This is a genomic window from Moraxella osloensis, assembly GCF_001553955.1.
Taxonomy (GTDB): Bacteria; Pseudomonadota; Gammaproteobacteria; order Pseudomonadales; family Moraxellaceae; genus Faucicola; species Faucicola osloensis.
In genome coordinates this window covers 966,084-981,575 of the sequence record NZ_CP014234.1, presented here as the reverse complement: position 1 = coordinate 981,575, position 15,492 = coordinate 966,084, and the positions used below count along the sequence as shown (strand labels likewise).

General features: G+C 44.8%; 19 protein-coding genes. 15 read left to right on the top strand and 4 right to left on the bottom strand.

What is annotated here, in order from left to right; genetic code table 11:
• The first annotated feature begins 5 nt into the window (after window positions 1–5).
• From secY to rplQ, 7 genes are all read left to right on the top strand, one after another.
• On the top strand, window positions 6–1,343 hold the full coding sequence (gene secY, locus AXE82_RS04285; protein WP_062331861.1) for a preprotein translocase subunit SecY: 1,338 nt from the start codon (window positions 6–8) through the stop codon (window positions 1,341–1,343).
• 19 nt (window positions 1,344–1,362) lie between these two features.
• Window positions 1,363–1,479: a 50S ribosomal protein L36 gene (gene rpmJ, locus AXE82_RS04280; RefSeq protein ID WP_062331858.1), complete on the top strand. Its 117-nt coding sequence runs from the start codon at window positions 1,363–1,365 to the stop codon at window positions 1,477–1,479.
• A 155-nt stretch (window positions 1,480–1,634) separates the two neighbouring features.
• The gene (rpsM, locus tag AXE82_RS04275) at window positions 1,635–1,991 is read left to right on the top strand and encodes a 30S ribosomal protein S13 (RefSeq protein ID WP_007115566.1); all 357 of its coding nucleotides are present in this window, start codon (window positions 1,635–1,637) and stop codon (window positions 1,989–1,991) included.
• A 20-nt stretch (window positions 1,992–2,011) separates the two neighbouring features.
• The gene (gene rpsK / locus AXE82_RS04270) at window positions 2,012–2,401 is read left to right on the top strand and encodes a 30S ribosomal protein S11 (protein WP_007115567.1); all 390 of its coding nucleotides are present in this window, start codon (window positions 2,012–2,014) and stop codon (window positions 2,399–2,401) included.
• 10 nt (window positions 2,402–2,411) lie between these two features.
• Window positions 2,412–3,053 (top strand): 30S ribosomal protein S4, encoded by a 642-nt coding sequence (rpsD, locus tag AXE82_RS04265; protein WP_062331855.1) that lies wholly within the window; start codon window positions 2,412–2,414, stop codon window positions 3,051–3,053.
• 29 nt (window positions 3,054–3,082) lie between these two features.
• The gene (locus AXE82_RS04260) at window positions 3,083–4,090 is read left to right on the top strand and encodes a DNA-directed RNA polymerase subunit alpha (RefSeq protein ID WP_007115569.1); all 1,008 of its coding nucleotides are present in this window, start codon (window positions 3,083–3,085) and stop codon (window positions 4,088–4,090) included.
• Between the two features lie 20 nt (window positions 4,091–4,110).
• The gene (rplQ, locus tag AXE82_RS04255; protein WP_036593417.1) at window positions 4,111–4,470 is read left to right on the top strand and encodes a 50S ribosomal protein L17; all 360 of its coding nucleotides are present in this window, start codon (window positions 4,111–4,113) and stop codon (window positions 4,468–4,470) included.
• Window positions 4,471–4,631: 161 nt separating this feature from the next.
• On the opposite strand, the gene radC is transcribed toward rplQ, so the two are convergent.
• Entirely contained in the window at window positions 4,632–5,309 is a 678-nt protein-coding gene (gene radC / locus AXE82_RS04250) for a RadC family protein (protein WP_062331852.1), read from the bottom strand.
• Between the two features lie 87 nt (window positions 5,310–5,396).
• Between radC and coaBC the strand changes: the two genes are divergently transcribed.
• Window positions 5,397–6,725 carry a bifunctional phosphopantothenoylcysteine decarboxylase/phosphopantothenate--cysteine ligase CoaBC gene (gene coaBC / locus AXE82_RS04245; RefSeq protein WP_062331850.1) on the top strand — a complete coding sequence of 443 codons (1,329 nt, stop codon included), beginning with the start codon at window positions 5,397–5,399 and terminating at the stop codon, window positions 6,723–6,725.
• Between the two features lie 200 nt (window positions 6,726–6,925).
• Here the strand turns inward: coaBC and rsmI are convergent, their stop codons facing one another.
• On the bottom strand, window positions 6,926–7,771 hold the full coding sequence (rsmI, locus tag AXE82_RS04240; RefSeq protein WP_062331842.1) for a 16S rRNA (cytidine(1402)-2'-O)-methyltransferase: 846 nt from the start codon (window positions 7,769–7,771) through the stop codon (window positions 6,926–6,928).
• A gap of 66 nt (window positions 7,772–7,837) precedes the next feature.
• Here rsmI and AXE82_RS04235 point away from each other — a divergent pair, with 66 nt between their 5' ends.
• The 7 genes from AXE82_RS04235 to hisD all read left to right on the top strand — a co-directional run bounded on the left by AXE82_RS04235 (window position 7,838) and on the right by hisD (window position 13,066).
• Window positions 7,838–8,395, top strand: coding sequence for a hypothetical protein (locus tag AXE82_RS04235; protein ID WP_062331839.1), 558 nt, complete (start codon window positions 7,838–7,840; stop codon window positions 8,393–8,395).
• 7 nt (window positions 8,396–8,402) lie between these two features.
• The gene (locus AXE82_RS04230) at window positions 8,403–8,807 is read left to right on the top strand and encodes a YraN family protein (RefSeq protein ID WP_062331836.1); all 405 of its coding nucleotides are present in this window, start codon (window positions 8,403–8,405) and stop codon (window positions 8,805–8,807) included.
• Between the two features lie 92 nt (window positions 8,808–8,899).
• Complete coding sequence (locus AXE82_RS04225; RefSeq protein ID WP_036594190.1) at window positions 8,900–9,157, top strand: BolA/IbaG family iron-sulfur metabolism protein; 258 nt, start codon at window positions 8,900–8,902, stop codon at window positions 9,155–9,157.
• A gap of 20 nt (window positions 9,158–9,177) precedes the next feature.
• Window positions 9,178–10,458, top strand: a complete 1,281-nt coding sequence (gene murA / locus AXE82_RS04220) for a UDP-N-acetylglucosamine 1-carboxyvinyltransferase (protein ID WP_062331833.1) — start codon at window positions 9,178–9,180, stop codon at window positions 10,456–10,458.
• A gap of 13 nt (window positions 10,459–10,471) precedes the next feature.
• Complete coding sequence (gene hisG, locus AXE82_RS04215) at window positions 10,472–11,134, top strand: ATP phosphoribosyltransferase (protein WP_062331830.1); 663 nt, start codon at window positions 10,472–10,474, stop codon at window positions 11,132–11,134.
• 16 nt (window positions 11,135–11,150) lie between these two features.
• Complete coding sequence (locus tag AXE82_RS04210) at window positions 11,151–11,498, top strand: gamma-glutamylcyclotransferase family protein (RefSeq protein ID WP_082741409.1); 348 nt, start codon at window positions 11,151–11,153, stop codon at window positions 11,496–11,498.
• A 272-nt stretch (window positions 11,499–11,770) separates the two neighbouring features.
• Window positions 11,771–13,066, top strand: coding sequence for a histidinol dehydrogenase (hisD, locus tag AXE82_RS04205; RefSeq protein ID WP_062331828.1), 1,296 nt, complete (start codon window positions 11,771–11,773; stop codon window positions 13,064–13,066).
• A 74-nt stretch (window positions 13,067–13,140) separates the two neighbouring features.
• Here hisD and AXE82_RS04200 read toward each other — a convergent pair whose 3' ends face one another.
• Entirely contained in the window at window positions 13,141–14,253 is a 1,113-nt protein-coding gene (locus AXE82_RS04200; protein WP_062331825.1) for a lipase secretion chaperone, read from the bottom strand.
• 10 nt (window positions 14,254–14,263) lie between these two features.
• Window positions 14,264–15,313 (bottom strand): esterase/lipase family protein, encoded by a 1,050-nt coding sequence (locus AXE82_RS04195; RefSeq protein WP_062331823.1) that lies wholly within the window; start codon window positions 15,311–15,313, stop codon window positions 14,264–14,266.
• Window positions 15,314–15,492 lie beyond the last annotated feature (179 nt).

The window sequence follows — 15,492 nt, the reverse complement described above, 5'->3', positions numbered from 1 at the left end:
CCTACATGACTAAGCATTCAACATCGATGAATCCTCTAGCATTTATTCGTAAGTACGATGAATTATTTAATCGTTTACTATTTTTGTTGGGTGCTTTAGTCGTCTATCGTTTCGGTTCACATGTACCTATTCCTGGTATGGATCCAGAAAGCTTATCGAAATTTTTTCAAACCAATGAAAATACTATTTTAGGTTTGTTTAATATGTTTTCTGGTGGGGCATTAGAGCGGATGTCAGTCATGGCACTCGGGATTATGCCTTATATTTCTGCTTCAATCATTGTCCAAATGATGACGGCGGTTATACCATCACTGGATGCATTAAAAAAAGAAGGCCAAGCCGGTCAACGCCAAATCAACAAGTATACCCGCCAATTAACCCTTGCATTAGCCTTGGTTCAATCAATTGGTATGTGCACAGGTTTGATTAGTCAGAATCTCACATTGACCAGTGGTCTTGGTTTTTATATTCCTGCGGTAACTTCGCTCGTTGCAGGGTCAATGTTTTTGATGTGGTTAGGTGAACAGATTACTGAACGTGGTATTGGTAATGGTATTTCAATGCTAATTTTAGCGGGTATCATAGCGACTTTTCCACAAGTGGTCACGCAGTCAATTAACTCTGTCCAGCAAGGTCAAATGAATATGATTGCCTTGTTGATATTTAGTTTATTGGCGTTAGCGGTGGTCGCGGGGATTGTGTTTATTGAGCGTGCCCAGCGCCGTATTCCTGTCAACTATGCCCAAAAGCAATCGCAAGAACGAAAAATATATGCACAGCAGCAATCGCATTTGCCATTAAAAATTAATATGGCAGGGGTTATTCCAGCGATTTTTGCTAGTTCATTGTTGTTATTCCCAGCGAGTTTGGGACAGTGGGTGGGTCAATCACCCAATCCCAATATTTTTCAAAGCTTTTTGCAGAATATGGCATTGGTGTTGTCACCAGGTCAGCCGCTGTATTTGGTAATCTTTGCAGCCTTGATTATTTTCTTTTGTTATTTTTATACCGCGTTGGTATTTAGTCCAAAAGAAGTATCAGAGAATTTGAAACGAAGTGGGGCTTATATTCCAGGCATTCGTCCAGGTTTACAAACTCAACGTTATTTAGATCATGTGTTAAATCGCTTAACCTTTATTGGGGCGATTTATATGACAATTATTTGTTTGATGCCGATGATATTGCAATCTGCGTTTGGTATTCCTTTTCATTTAGGCGGTACCTCAGTACTGATTTGTGTGGTCGTAATTATGGACTTTATTGCCCAAGTTAAAGCGCACTTAATGACTCACCAGTACCATGATTATTCGCTGATGCAAACCATGGAAGTCAAGCATTCATAACTACTACTAGGAGCTGAAAATGAAAGTTCAAGCATCTGTAAAAACAATCTGCGGTAGCTGCAAAATTGTACGCCGCAAAGGCGTTGTTCGCGTTATTTGTAGTGCAGAACCGCGTCATAAACAACGTCAAGGTTAATCTAAATTGTTAGATTGGACTTGAAATCAGGTAGCGGATACTGTATTATCCGCTACTTGTCGTTATTTTGAGACATTTGTAGATAACCAAATGTCTCAAAATGCTACATCAGTAGATGATTAATTCATCTTTTCCTTATAATTGGAGAAATGTCAATGGCTCGTATTGCCGGTGTAAACATTCCGGACAACAAGCACGCTATCATTTCACTCACTTATATTTTTGGTATTGGTCGTACCACTGCTGCTAAAATTTTAGAAGCGGTAAACATTGCGCCAACTACTAAAATCAGTGAACTAAATGATACTCAGCTTGATGCTGTCCGTACCCAAGTTGCAGAATATGCGACTGAAGGTGACTTGCGTCGTGAAATCTCGATGAATATTAAACGTTTAGTAGACTTGGGTTGCTATCGTGGCTTGCGTCATCGTCGCGGTTTGCCTGTTAACGGTCAACGCACAAAAACAAATGCGCGTACTCGTAAGGGTCCACGTAAAGCAATCAGAAAATAATTAACTTAGGAAGCTAAAAGATGGCAAAAGACACTCGTAGTCGCAAAAAAGTGACTCGCCGCTCGGTAGCTGAGGGCGTAGCGCACATCCATGCGTCTTTTAATAACACCATTGTAACGATTACCGATCGTCAAGGTAATGCTTTGGCTTGGGCCACCGCCGGTGGACAAGGCTTCCGTGGTTCACGTAAATCAACACCATTTGCTGCACAGGTTGCGGCTGAAGTTGCTGGTAAAGCAGCACAAGAATATGGTGTCAAGAATGTTGATGTCTTGGTTAAAGGTCCAGGACCTGGTCGTGAGTCTGCGGTAAGAGCATTAGGTGCATTGGGTTATAAAATAAACAGCATTAGCGATATAACCCCGATTCCTCATAACGGAACTCGTCCACCGAAAAAACGTCGCGTATAAGGAGACTTTCATGGCCCGTTATCTAGGTCCAAAATTAAAACTTTCTCGTCGTGAAGGTACTGATTTACAATTAAAATCAGGCGTAAAAGCGTACGAAGAAAAAACCAAAAAAGCTGACCGTGCCCCTGGTCAACATGGTAATCCACGTAGCAAAACGTCAGAGTACTCTGCACAGCTTCGTGAAAAACAAAAAGTAAAACGCATTTATGGTGTATTAGAGCGTCAATTCTCAAACTACTATAAAGAAGCTGCGCGTATGAAAGGCGCAACTGGCGAAAACTTGCTTCAAATGTTAGAACGTCGCCTCGATAACGTCGTTTATCGCATGGGTTTTGGTGCAACTCGCGCAGAAGCTCGCCAATTAGTTAGCCACCGTGCTATTCTATTAAAAAAAGCGGGTCGTGATGAGTTTGTTCGTGTGAACATTCCTTCAATCCAATTGCAAGATGGTGATGTGATTGCCGTACACGAAAAAGCCAAAGAACAATTACGTATCAAAAACGCAATTGAATTGGCGGCTCAACGTGGTACACCTGTATGGTTGGAAGTTGATAACAGCAAATTGCAAGGTACTTTTAAACAAGCGCCAGAGCGTGCTGATTTACCAACCGAAATCAACGAAAGCTTAATCGTTGAGTTGTACTCTAAATAATTAATTTTACTATAAAGTCGAGGTGACAAATGATGCTAAATGCTACTGAGTTTCTTACACCGAATGCCATTCATGTGGACACGGTCAATGAAACACACGCCAAAGTCACGCTCGAACCGTTAGAACGAGGTTTTGGGCATACATTAGGTAATGCCCTACGTCGTATTCTATTATCTTCATTGCCTGGTGCAGCTGTAATCGAAGCTGAAATCGAAGGCGTTGATCATGAGTATTCAACCCTCGAAGGGTTGCAAGAAGATGTGCTAGATCTATTGTTAAATTTAAAAGGTTTAGCGATCCAATTGCATGATCAAAATGAAGTATTCTTGACCCTTGACAAACAAGGTCCTGGCACTGTACTAGCATCAGATATTGAGTTACCTCACAATGTAGAGATTATCAATCCTGATTTAGTTTTAGGTACATTAAGTGATCGTGGTCATTTAAAAATGCGTTTGCGTGTAGCAGTAGGTCGTGGTTATGAGCCTGCCAATGTACGTAAAGATTCTGGTGATAACAAAGTTATTGGTCGTTTAAAATTGGATGCTAGCTATAGCCCAATCTTACGCGTGGCATACCAAGTTGAAAATGCCCGTGTTGAACAACGCACTGACTTAGACCGTTTGGTTATTGAGCTTGAAACCAATGGTACCATCGATCCAGAAGAAGCGATTCGCAAAGCAGCAACGATTTTGCAGCAGCAAATTGCCGTATTTGTTGACCTTGAAGCGGAAGCCACCCCAGAACCTGTTAAGGAAAAAGAAGAAGTTGACCCTGTGCTACTTCGCCCAGTGGATGACTTAGAATTAACGGTTCGCTCAGCAAATTGCTTGAAGGCGGAAAATATCTATTACATTGGCGATTTGGTACAACGCACCGAAACTGAGTTGTTAAAAACCCCAAATCTCGGTAAGAAATCATTAACTGAAATCAAAGACGTCCTTGCTTCTAAAGACTTAGAGCTTGGTATGCGCCTTGAAAATTGGCCACCTGCTGATTTACGTGTTGATGACCGCTTCTCTTACCGTAGCCGTTAAAATTTAAAGGAAGTTTGACCATGCGACATCGTAACAGTGGAGTTAAGTTGGGTCGTACCAGCAGCCATCGTAAGGCCATGTTCCAAAATATGACCAACTCACTATTTGAACATGAACTCATCAAAACTACTCTTCCTAAAGCTAAAGAGCTTCGCCGTGTGGCAGAGCCGCTAATTACTTTGGCAAAAGAAGATTCAGTTGCTAACCGTCGTCTAGCGTTTAACCGCTTACGTAATAAAGCGACTGTAGGTAAATTATTCACGACACTAGGTCCACGCTACAAGGCGCGTCCAGGTGGTTATCTGCGTATCATCAAGTGTGGTTATCGCGATGGCGATGCTGCGCCGATGGCATACGTTGAATTAGTAGACCGTGACTAATCATACTGATTAAAAAAACCCCATAGGTTCGCGCTTATGGGGTTTTTGTTTATAGTGATAAATCCTCAATTTACCTTTGGAAAAATGATGCAGCTGAGTTTTGATGTGCTAGTATTGATGATGATTTGGGTGGTAATAATGGTTAAAAACCGCGTCAAACGCTAAGGCATCTTGCCTGTTTCTTGTAAAGAAAGCGTGCCATCTTGACCCACGATAATATGGTCAATCAAAGTCATATCGACAAGCTGACACGCTCTTGCCAAACTGCGGGTAATCTCTAGATCTGCCTGTGACGCTGTGGCAGAGGTGCTTGGGTGATTGTGGGCGATAATAAGCTGACTTGCCCCATATTTTAACGCACAGCGCAACACTTCCCGTACACACACCGAGCACGATGAAATACCGCCTGTGAATAATACCTCATACTGGATTAAGGTAAGTTGATTGGTCAAAAACAGTACTGCAAACACCTCGCGATTGAGCGGTCGCAGCTGCGTAGTCAGATAGTCTTTGACCAACTGACTAGCGTTAAGGGTAGGGGCTTGTTTGACTTGGCTGGCAAGGTAGCGTTTGCCCATCTCAAGGCTTGCCAAAATCTGCGCGTATTTTGCCATGCCGATACCATGACACGCCATGACTGCTTCACTAGGCGCGGATAATAACTGAGCGAGACTGCCAAATTTTTCAATCAAGCCACGAGCCAGTTCGATAGCGGATTGGTCTTTGGTACCTGTGCGTAAGAATATTGCCAAAATCTCACTATCTGATAGGCTCTCAGCGCCTTTTTGCAGTAGCTTTTCTCTGGGGCGCTCGTCTTGGTGCCAGTCTTTGATTGCCATAGGCATTTCCTAATAAATGATGATTAATCATACCTAAAATGGCAGAAAATTGTTACTATAGGCAAAATTTTTTAGTGCTTTTATCTTATGAAAAATATCCTTCTTGGTATCACAGGCGGTATTGCTGCCTACAAATCCGCCTCGTTTGCCCGACTATTGATTAAAAATGGCTATGACGTCCGTGTTATTATGACGGCAAGCGCACAAGCTTTTATCACACCGTTAACGCTGCAAGCCTTAACGGGTAACCCCGTGCATATCGACTTATTGGATGAGACCGCTGAACTGGGAATGGGGCATATTGAACTGGCAAAATGGGCGGATTTGCTGATTATCGCCCCTGCTACCGCGAATACGATTGCTAAACTGGCCATGGGAATAGCGGATGATTTACTCACTACCGTCTGCCTTGCCACCACGGCACCGATTTTGCTGGCACCTGCTATGAATCAGCAAATGTGGCAACATCCATCGGTCAAACTTAATTTGCAGACATTAACCGATTATGATTATGAAATCATCCATCCAGCCAGTGGTGAGCAAGCCTGTGGTGATATCGGTGAGGGAAGATTGCCAGAGCCAGAGCAGTTGCTTGAATATGTGCAATATTTCATCGCAAGACAAGTCACCCCACAAGTATTGGCGGGTAAAAATGTGACAATCACCGCAGGTCCGACGATTGAAGCCATAGACCCTGTGCGCTATCTATCCAATCATTCCACAGGTAAAATGGGTTTTGCACTGGCAAAAGCGTGCCGCAATGCCGGCGCGAGGGTAACCTTAATCGTTGGGGGTAAAGTACCGATGCCAACGCCACTACTGGTCAATCGTATCGATGTGTTATCGGCAGAAGAAATGCTAATGACCGCTCGCCAATGCGCCAGTGACGATATATGTGAATGCCATCACCATGATCACCACCGTGACCACCATGACCACCATCATCATGACCATCACCACCATCATGACCATGATGAATTTGGCAATGATATGGAAGTCGAACCTAGCAGCACAGCGACCGATATTTTTATTGCCACGGCTGCGGTCGCTGATTATCGCACGCGTGATGTCGTGCCGCAAAAGATTAAAAAAACGCAAGATCAGATAGCACTGGATTTGGTGAAAAATCCTGATATTTTGGCGACCATTGCCAAAGAATTCCCTGAGGTTTTTGTGGTGGGATTTGCGGCAGAAACCCAAGATATCGAAAAATATGCTCGTGGCAAACTTGACGCCAAAAACTTAGATATGATTGCTTGTAATGATGTATCCCGCACCGATATCGGTTTTGGCAGTGATGATAACGCCATGACGGTGTTTTTTAGGGATAAAGCAGCAGGGGTGACACTAGAAAAGGCCAGTAAAGATAAAATCGCGGAACAATTGGTTGCCTTAATTGGAGAGCATTTGCATTAACCACCCAAAAAAGCTGGGTACAATCACGCAGCTTTTTTGCATTAAATAACTCTTTTGCATTAACTAAAGTGCGTCTTAGGTTGTTTTAGCTTTCAGCCGCTAATTAGTTTGGTGCTAATGATTAGTGGTAGTTGCGATTTTAGCGATGGCTAGTATCTCTCATCGCTTGATGGGGTAACGCTGATGAAAAGTATCAGCGTTTATTCTACTATCCGTTGTAATTGTAAAGCTCTGTCATACAAAGCATTTTTCTTTGCGCCTGTGATATCGCTTGCGAGCTGTGCGGCCTTTTTCACCGACAAATCTTGCAATAGTCGTTTTAGCAACGCATCGTGCTCATTATCATTATTCTGTAATTCATTTGCCCCAGCGACCACCAGTACCATTTCCCCTTTTTGCTGATTGGCATCGCTTGCCACAAACGCTTTTAATTCGCCCAAAGTCGATGGATAAATGGTTTCAAACGTTTTGGTTAGCTCACGGCAAAACGTCACTTGTCGATTGTCGCCAAGCACCGTAATCATGTCATCGATACACTCAACAATACGATGGGGCGCTTCATAAAAAATCAGCGTAGCGGTTAAATCCTTGATTTTAGTCAATTCGCTTTGGCGTCCTGCGGTTTTGGCAGGCAAAAAGCCATAAAAATAAAACTTATCGGAAGGTAATCCTGCCACCGATAAGGCGGCTATGGCAGCACTGGCGCCGACAACCGGCGAGACTTTAATCCCAAATTCATGACAAGCTTTGACCAAGCGAAAACCTGGGTCGCTAATGAGTGGGGTGCCGGCATCACTGATAAGGGCGATATTTTGACCTGACTGTAATATCTCAATTAATTTAGGGGTCTGTACTTCGGCATTGTGGTCGTGATAAGCCCAAGTTTTGGTGGGTATGTTAAAGTGATTGAGCAGTTTGCCCGAGGTACGGGTGTCCTCACAGGCGATGATAGCCACGCTTTTTAGGCAGTCGATGGCGTGGGCGGTGATATCGGATAAATTACCAATCGGGGTGGCGACGATATAGAGTGTGCCGTTTTGCTGCATGATTTTCTCAAATTTTGCTAAATATTGGTGGTATTATAAGGTTTTCTGCGGAAAAAAGGATTTGTGATGAAAACAATTTGCTTTGCTATTTTAAGTGTAAGTTTAATTACAACCGCAGAGGCTTGTATGCCACCGATACCTGCAGATGTGTTGGTCGGACGAATTGCCAGTATCGAAAAAGGCGGTGAATTGCAACGTGAAAGCCAAGCAAAGCAAGGTTTTGGCTTAAAATTCACTGATTATCACTGGGTATTTCGCACGTGGCGTCAACGGCTTATTTTGCCATCGGCGCAGCGTTTTGAAAGTGTTTTTGCCATTACCTCATTAAAATCCAACGATATCGTCGTGGCATTAGCCAGTTATTATGATGGGGGTAAACCGCATAATTACCGCATTGATAGTGTGGCAAAGCTGACTTGTCAAAACAACCAGCTGATTTTACAAAAGCCGTTGGTGATACCCGTCAGTTGGAATCGACAACAGCAACGATGTGGGATTGGTCAAAACTACGCAGGGATTTTGGATGGCTTTATCGACAACAACCAAGCCTATTATTTGGCAAAATTACAGCAAAAATACCCAACTTGTGCCGCTTTAGAAAAAGCCTTTGCAACAGTAAAATAACCCAACAATGAAACTCACCGCCCCAAAACAGCGCCAAGGCGACTATTATGAAACCCTCGCCAAACACTACCTTGAAGCGCAAGGTTTAACGTTTTTTGCCAAAAACTGGCACTACAAAAACTTGGGCGAGCTTGATTTGGTGATGCTTGAGCTGACACAAAAAACCCCTTGCCTCGTCATTGTCGAAGTGCGTCAACGAAAAGCCAGCCAATTTGGTACAAGTTTAGACAGTATCACCCCCGCCAAACAACGCAAAATCATTAAAACCACCGCAGCTTTTTTACAAGCGCATCCACAATTTGATAACTTTGATATTCGCTTTGATGTGGTAAGTTATGAAGGCGTTCAAGTTGCAGGGCAGGCTGTTATGCCCATGCCTACATGGATTAAGGACGCTTTTAGCGTAAATTAAGCATTTTGTATAACGTATAAACTTAGCAAAAATTATGCTATGCTACGCAGCAAAATAGTATAATTTTACCCCTCTTTTATTAGGTATTTCCCATGAACGCACAAGATTTAATTACTTTACTACAACCCCATTTTCCGAGTGGCAAAATCGAAGCCGCCAATCAAGGCAACAAATTTGATGTGCGCGTGGTGGATGACAGCTTTGAGGGTAAACGTGCTGTCGCGCGTCAACAAGCCGTATTGGGGTTGGTGTCTGATAAATTTGCGTCAGGTGAAATCCATGCACTCAATATCCAAGCGTTGACCTATGCCCAGTGGCATGAGATGCAAGCCAAACAAGCTGCGCAATAAGCCATTTTTAGGAGAAACACATGGATAAATTTTTAATCACGGGTGGCACCCAAGTTAAAGGGGAAGTGGCCATCTCTGGCGCGAAAAATGCGGCATTGCCCTTGCTTGCGGCAATGATTTTGGCAGAAACCCCAGTCACCCTGCACAATGTACCGACACTCAAAGACGTCAATACCTTGGTCAAATTGATTGCGGGCACGGGTATCACCATCGAAAAGAACGGCGATACGGTAACTTGCGATACCAGTACCATCAATAGCTACTATGCCCCGTATGAGCTGGTCAAAACCATGCGTGCATCGATTTTGGTATTGGGGCCTTTGCTTGCGCGCTTTGGGCAGGCTGAAGTGTCGCTACCCGGTGGCTGCGCAATTGGCTCACGCCCTGTCGACCAACATCTAAAAGCCTTGGAAGCGATGGGAGCAACCATCACTGTTGAAAATGGCTATGTCAAAGCCAAAGCACCTTTGGACAAAGATGGTAAACGCAGTCGGCTAAAAGGTTGTCATTTTACCTTTGATATGGTCACGGTTGGCGGTACCGAAAATACCATCATGGCAGCGGCATTGGCGGAAGGAACTACGCACCTAGAAAACTGTGCGCGTGAACCAGAAGTGGTTGATTTGGCTAATATGCTTGTCAAAATGGGCGCAAAAATTGAAGGCATTGGCACCGCTTATATGACCATTGAAGGCGTTGACAAATTAAATGGCTGTGAGTATTCAGTAGTACCAGACCGTATTGAAACAGGCTCATATCTTGCGCTTGCCATGATGACAGGCGGCGAAGTGACTGCCAAAAAAACCGAAGCAAGCTTGATGCAATCTGTGCTTAAAAAATTTGAAGAAATGGGCGCCCAAGTCACGGTTGGCAGCGACTGGATTAATGTCAAAATGGCAGGTCGTCCAAAAGCCGTTGATATCCGTACATTACCACACCCTGCTTTCCCAACCGATATGCAAGCCCAGCTCATGACAGTTTGCTGTATTGCAGAAGGCACCAGTACTATTATTGAAAATATTTTTGAAAATCGCTACATGCATGTCCCTGAGCTGCAACGTATGGGCGCCAATATCAAAGTCGATGGTCATACCGCTGTTGTTCAAGGCGTCGATAAACTCAATGCCGCGCCTGTCATTGCAACCGATTTACGCGCGTCTATGTCGCTGGTAATGGCAGCGGTGGCAGCCCAAGGCGAGACCTGTATCGAGCGCATTTACCACATTGACCGTGGTTATGAGTATGTGGAAGATAAACTGCGCGGCTTGGGCGTCACCATTGAGCGGGTAAAAGGCGAATAACAGGTATAAGACAATGACACAAGCAAATGATGCCAATTATAATGGTCTTACCTTAGCGTTATCTAAAGGGCGAATCTTAAAAGATACCTTACCCTTGCTAAAAAAGGCAGGTATCGAACTACTTGAAGACCCCGAAGAATCACGTAAACTTATTTTCCCGACCACGCATGCTGACGTGCGGATTTTGATTTTACGCGCCAGTGACGTGCCAACCTATGTGGAACATGGGGCGGCAGATTTTGGTGTAGCGGGTAAAGATGTGCTGATGGAGCATGGCTCAAGCAATTTATATGAATTGCTTGACCTACAAATTGCCAAATGCCGTTTGATGACGGCAGGTAAAGTGGGGCTACAATTACCCAGTCGTCGTCTTCGAATTGCCACCAAATATGTCAATGTGACGCGCGCGTTTTTTGCCAGTCGCGGTGAACAAGTGGATGTGATTAAACTCTATGGTTCCATGGAACTTGCGCCATTGGTAGGCTTGGGTGATTTGATTGTGGATGTGGTCGATACCGGTAATACCTTAAAAGCCAATGGTCTAGAGCCGCGCCAAGAGATTTGCCAAGTCTCTTCGCGTTTGATTGTCAATCAGGTCAGTTATAAGCGTAAATTTGCCCTGCTTGAGCCCATCATTGAAAGCTTCAAGCAAAGCATCGCTGATAATTCCCAGTAACGGTTCAAAAATTACCATGATGCAGCATCTTTTTGTGTATGGCACACTAGCGCCCAATCGCGACAACCACAGTATTATGACACCCATCAACAACGGCAGTTGGCAAGCTGCGACTATTCATGGGCATTTGATGCCAGATGGCGGCTGGGGCTCGGCGCTCGGATTTCCTGCAGTCATCCCAGATGAACAAGGCGACATGATAGCGGGCTTGGTGTTTTCGTCGGATGATTTACCCAATCATTGGGCGCGGCTAGATGAGTTTGAAGGTGAAGCCTATCAGCGCATTGAAGTAACCGCCACGCTTGACAATGGTGCGAAAATCCAAACCTTTGTGTATGCACTCGACAATCTACAGCATTATTGAAGCTGGCTATGCCGATTAAAACATGAAAGATGAAAACATGGAAAATCAAGACATTGAAAATTAAAAAAGACGTTATTAAGACGTCTTTTTTTAACTGGGCGAATTTTAACTGGGCGAAAACTAAAAGTGGTGACGGGTTTGCTCGGTTTAGCTGATTTTGATGCGCCGATTTGGATGAGTTGGCAAAGCTGTGCAGGCTAAAAATCCGCTTTCATCCATGAAAAAATTTGTTATGCTATGGGTTAGTCATTTTTTATTGTTAGGGGAATACCATGCGATTGTTAAATAGCCAACAAGCCAGTTTTGAGCAGGAATTGACAGAGCTGCTTGCTTTTGAAACGGTAAATGATCCAGCGCTACTGGCTACGGTCGATGATATTATTGCGCAAGTGCGTCAGGGTGGGGATGAGGTGGTGTTAAAGCTGACCCAACAATTTGACAACCATCCTGCCAAAACCTTTGCTGAGCTAGAGATTTCACAAGAAAAGCTCAAACAAGCATTTGATGGGTTAAATCCTACAATCAAGCAAGCGCTTGAACTGGCGGCACAGCGCGTCACATCTTTTCACGAGCGCCAACGGCAAGAAAGCTGGACGTATCAAGATGCGCTAGGCAATACGCTTGGACAACAAGTTACGCCACTCGATAAAGTGGGTATTTATGTGCCAGGTGGGCTGGCAAGTTATCCATCGAGTGTCTTAATGAATGCGTTACCCGCAAAAGTGGCAGGGGTCGGGCAAATTATCATGGTGGTGCCTGCCCCTCATGGTGAACTAAATCCCTTGGTATTGGCGGCCGCTTATTTGGCGGGTGTGGATAAAGTCTTTACCATTGGGGGCGCGCAAGCGGTGGCAGCGTTGGCTTACGGTACTAACACCATCCCGCAAGTTGATAAAATCACAGGACCTGGCAACAAATACGTGGCAGCCGCCAAACGCGCCGTGTTTGGGCAAGTGGGCATTGACATGATTGCAGGCCCCTCGGAAGTACTGGTATATGCCGAAGGTGTGGCAAATGATAAAGCCGACTGGTTAGCCATGGATTTATTGTCGCAAGCTGAGCATGATACTGTCGCGCAAGCGATTTTTGTCACCCCATCTGAGCCGTTACTTAAAAAAGTTGCGCAGGAAATAGAAAAAGCCTTAGTAGATTTGCCAAAAGCTGACATCGCTAAAGCGGCGATTGCCAACCGTGGCGCGCTGATTTTGGTGAAAGACCGCGCAGAAGGTATTGAGGTGATTAACCGCATTGCGCCTGAGCATTTGGAGTTATCGGTAGATGACCCAGAAGCGATGCTCAAAGATGTCCGCCATGCGGGCGCTATCTTTATGGGTCGCTATACCCCTGAAGCGATTGGCGATTATTGCGCTGGCCCTAATCACGTGTTGCCAACGTCAGGTACCGCACGCTTTAGTTCACCGCTTGGCGTGTATGATTTTCAAAAGAAATCTTCGATTATTTATTGTAGCGAGCAAGGTAGCCAAATGCTGGCAAAAACCGCCGATATACTGGCGGTGGAAGAGAATTTGGATGCCCACGCGCGTTCAGCCCGTTACCGTGTAAAATAAGCTCAAACGCGCCTGTGGCAATTCAACAGCTTATGGCAATTTAACAGGGCGTTTAACTCATTTTAACTGGGAAGTTAACGCTGCTTTGTCAATACATCTAGGCGTAGCCGTTCTTCAGGCGTAAACATCGTCTGCTGTAACGCCACAATTTGTTGTTGTGCTTGCGGCACATTACCCAATTTGCTCAGTATTTGGTTAGACTGTGTCTGATAAGTTGCCACACGCTGCGCAAATTGTGCTTCAGATTGGTCAAGCTGCTCAAGCCGTTTGACCGCTTCAGGCGAGACGTATTGACTACGCATGGCATTGATTTGGCTTTGCGTTGCCCCTTGCTGCTGCATTTGCTGCGTTTGCGCTAATAACTTGTCAATATTGCGCTGCTCGGTTAGCTTTGTCTGTAGATTTGGGTCTTTAACACTGGCGATATAGGCGGTTTGCGCCTTATCAATGATAGCTTGGCGCTGGTCATTGCTCAGTTGCGCGTTTTGGTTGGCTTCGACGACCGTCATGTTGTAGTCATTGAGGGCTTGTTCATCCCCAAAAAAGGCTTCACGGGTTTTGGCGTCAAAATAGCGGGCTTGCAGCTGTTGTACTGCGCGTAATTGGTTCTTAATCGCAGATAAATCTAATGCGCTGACATTGGGGTTTTGCTGTGCTTTAGGCTTATCTAGCTGGCTGACAGCAGTCAAATAGGTGAGATAATTTTGAAAAATGTTAACCGCTTGGCTTGCGGCAGGCTCAGGCGTATGTTCACGAATATAGGCAATCACCCGTTGTTCAATCTGGGTTAAGGGCTCTTCCCCTTGTGCGGACAAAAAATAATCAAACAGTCGGCGCAAACCCGCGGTCACCACCAATTGCTTGTTTTCATCGATAATAATTTCGCCATCGACTTGGGTGCCTTGTAGTGATTTGGGCAGCGATGTGGCCAGTGATATGGGCAGGGGGTTAGCGTTCGCGGTGATGGAGGACGCATTGGCGAGCGTTGCGGTTTGATGGGACGGCAATCCACTAGATGGACTGGTACTGGCAGCATCCTGCGGCAAAGGATTGGCTGTTTTGACAGCGTCCTTAGGTTTTAACCACAGGATGCAGGCTATCAATAATGCGATGATGCCACTGGCTAATACGATTATTAGCCAGTTTATCGGTCGTTGGTTTGTGTTAGGGTTGTTTGAAGGAACCATAGGCATAAGCTTACAACGATTGACCTTTTAAGCGATTGACTTGGTTGCGATAGACAGTCAATGGATTGGTGTCTAGCAAACTGACAATGCCAAATACCTGATTGACTGAATCCATATGATTCATTTTATAGTTATCACGAATCACTTCACCGAGACGACTTGAGCAGGGTGAGACAAGACCATCATTGGCTTCGCCATTGAATGATAAACCCGTCAACCCCAACACCGTATCAGACGGATCGACAAGCATGGTCATAGTTTGGGCGCCACTAAATGAGTAATAACGTACATTATTGACCACCGTGTTTTTTGGGTATCCACAATAACTGGTCGGCATGGCTGCAGGGAATTTTTGGTTAAATTTGGCCGCATAATTGGTGGTGAGTGAATTGACGGCTGCCCAGCCATCTTGCTGCTGCAGTTGATTGAGTGGCACGCCAGATCCGATGTCCATCACACCGCCCACCAATTCAAAAAACTTGATTGCCATTAAAGAGGCGGTGTTAAATTCGCCAGCGGGTAAGCCATCAGCCGCGCTGCCTTCAGTCACCATTTTGACTGTCCAATCCGCCATTTTTGAGCCTTGCTCAGGGCTAGAAATCGCCGTCACAGACGAGACTAGCGATGGCGCAACCCCCGCGACATAGCGAATATCAATCCCACCGTGGCTATGACCGATTAAGTTAACCTTTGGGCTGCCGGTGATTGCAATGATGGTTTTGACTTGTTGGAGTAGCTGCTCACCGCGCACTTCGGTGTCATTGACACTTGATGTCTTGGTCACATATACGCTTGCGCCATTTTTGGTGAGATCTTGAGGGATGCCATTAAAATAATCGACCAAACCAAACATTTTGCTCCAGCCACCAAGCCCATGAGCAAGTACGATAGGGTATTTGGTTTTTGCAAAATTTGAGGTGGCATTGAGGGAAGTGACTGCGACACAGCCAGTGGCATTGGCACAGTTGTAATAGCTTGAGGCATAAGAAGACGCAGAAAATGCGATGGAAGAAAAAAGCAATCCTTTGGCGGCACGGCGCATAAAGCGATGATTTGACATATACTGATCCTTGTAAAGTCATAATGAAGTTTCGCTGTCCTATGGATTAATTTAACCTAAATCAAGAATTTGTGAATCAAATGAAATGACCGATCAGTATATTTTTCTGCAATGTCAGTGGATGCAGTATGTAGGTAAGGTTAAAGACCAAGTGTTGTATTGGCACAATTGGCATGCCA

Excerpts from the sequence above, each read along its gene's own strand:
- secY (WP_062331861.1), top strand. The coding sequence starts at position 6 with ATGACTAAGCATTCAACATCGATGAATCCTCTAGCATTTATTCGTAAG.
- rpmJ (WP_062331858.1), top strand. The coding sequence starts at position 1,363 with ATGAAAGTTCAAGCATCTGTAAAAACAATCTGCGGTAGCTGCAAAATT.
- rpsM (WP_007115566.1), top strand. The coding sequence starts at position 1,635 with ATGGCTCGTATTGCCGGTGTAAACATTCCGGACAACAAGCACGCTATC.
- rpsK (WP_007115567.1), top strand. The coding sequence starts at position 2,012 with ATGGCAAAAGACACTCGTAGTCGCAAAAAAGTGACTCGCCGCTCGGTA.
- rpsD (WP_062331855.1), top strand. The coding sequence starts at position 2,412 with ATGGCCCGTTATCTAGGTCCAAAATTAAAACTTTCTCGTCGTGAAGGT.
- AXE82_RS04260 (WP_007115569.1), top strand. The coding sequence starts at position 3,083 with ATGATGCTAAATGCTACTGAGTTTCTTACACCGAATGCCATTCATGTG.
- rplQ (WP_036593417.1), top strand. The coding sequence starts at position 4,111 with ATGCGACATCGTAACAGTGGAGTTAAGTTGGGTCGTACCAGCAGCCAT.
- radC (WP_062331852.1), bottom strand. The coding sequence starts at position 5,309 with ATGGCAATCAAAGACTGGCACCAAGACGAGCGCCCCAGAGAAAAGCTA.
- coaBC (WP_062331850.1), top strand. The coding sequence starts at position 5,397 with ATGAAAAATATCCTTCTTGGTATCACAGGCGGTATTGCTGCCTACAAA.
- rsmI (WP_062331842.1), bottom strand. The coding sequence starts at position 7,771 with ATGCAGCAAAACGGCACACTCTATATCGTCGCCACCCCGATTGGTAAT.
- AXE82_RS04235 (WP_062331839.1), top strand. The coding sequence starts at position 7,838 with ATGAAAACAATTTGCTTTGCTATTTTAAGTGTAAGTTTAATTACAACC.
- AXE82_RS04230 (WP_062331836.1), top strand. The coding sequence starts at position 8,403 with ATGAAACTCACCGCCCCAAAACAGCGCCAAGGCGACTATTATGAAACC.
- AXE82_RS04225 (WP_036594190.1), top strand. The coding sequence starts at position 8,900 with ATGAACGCACAAGATTTAATTACTTTACTACAACCCCATTTTCCGAGT.
- murA (WP_062331833.1), top strand. The coding sequence starts at position 9,178 with ATGGATAAATTTTTAATCACGGGTGGCACCCAAGTTAAAGGGGAAGTG.
- hisG (WP_062331830.1), top strand. The coding sequence starts at position 10,472 with ATGACACAAGCAAATGATGCCAATTATAATGGTCTTACCTTAGCGTTA.
- AXE82_RS04210 (WP_082741409.1), top strand. The coding sequence starts at position 11,151 with ATGATGCAGCATCTTTTTGTGTATGGCACACTAGCGCCCAATCGCGAC.
- hisD (WP_062331828.1), top strand. The coding sequence starts at position 11,771 with ATGCGATTGTTAAATAGCCAACAAGCCAGTTTTGAGCAGGAATTGACA.
- AXE82_RS04200 (WP_062331825.1), bottom strand. The coding sequence starts at position 14,253 with ATGGTTCCTTCAAACAACCCTAACACAAACCAACGACCGATAAACTGG.
- AXE82_RS04195 (WP_062331823.1), bottom strand. The coding sequence starts at position 15,313 with ATGTCAAATCATCGCTTTATGCGCCGTGCCGCCAAAGGATTGCTTTTT.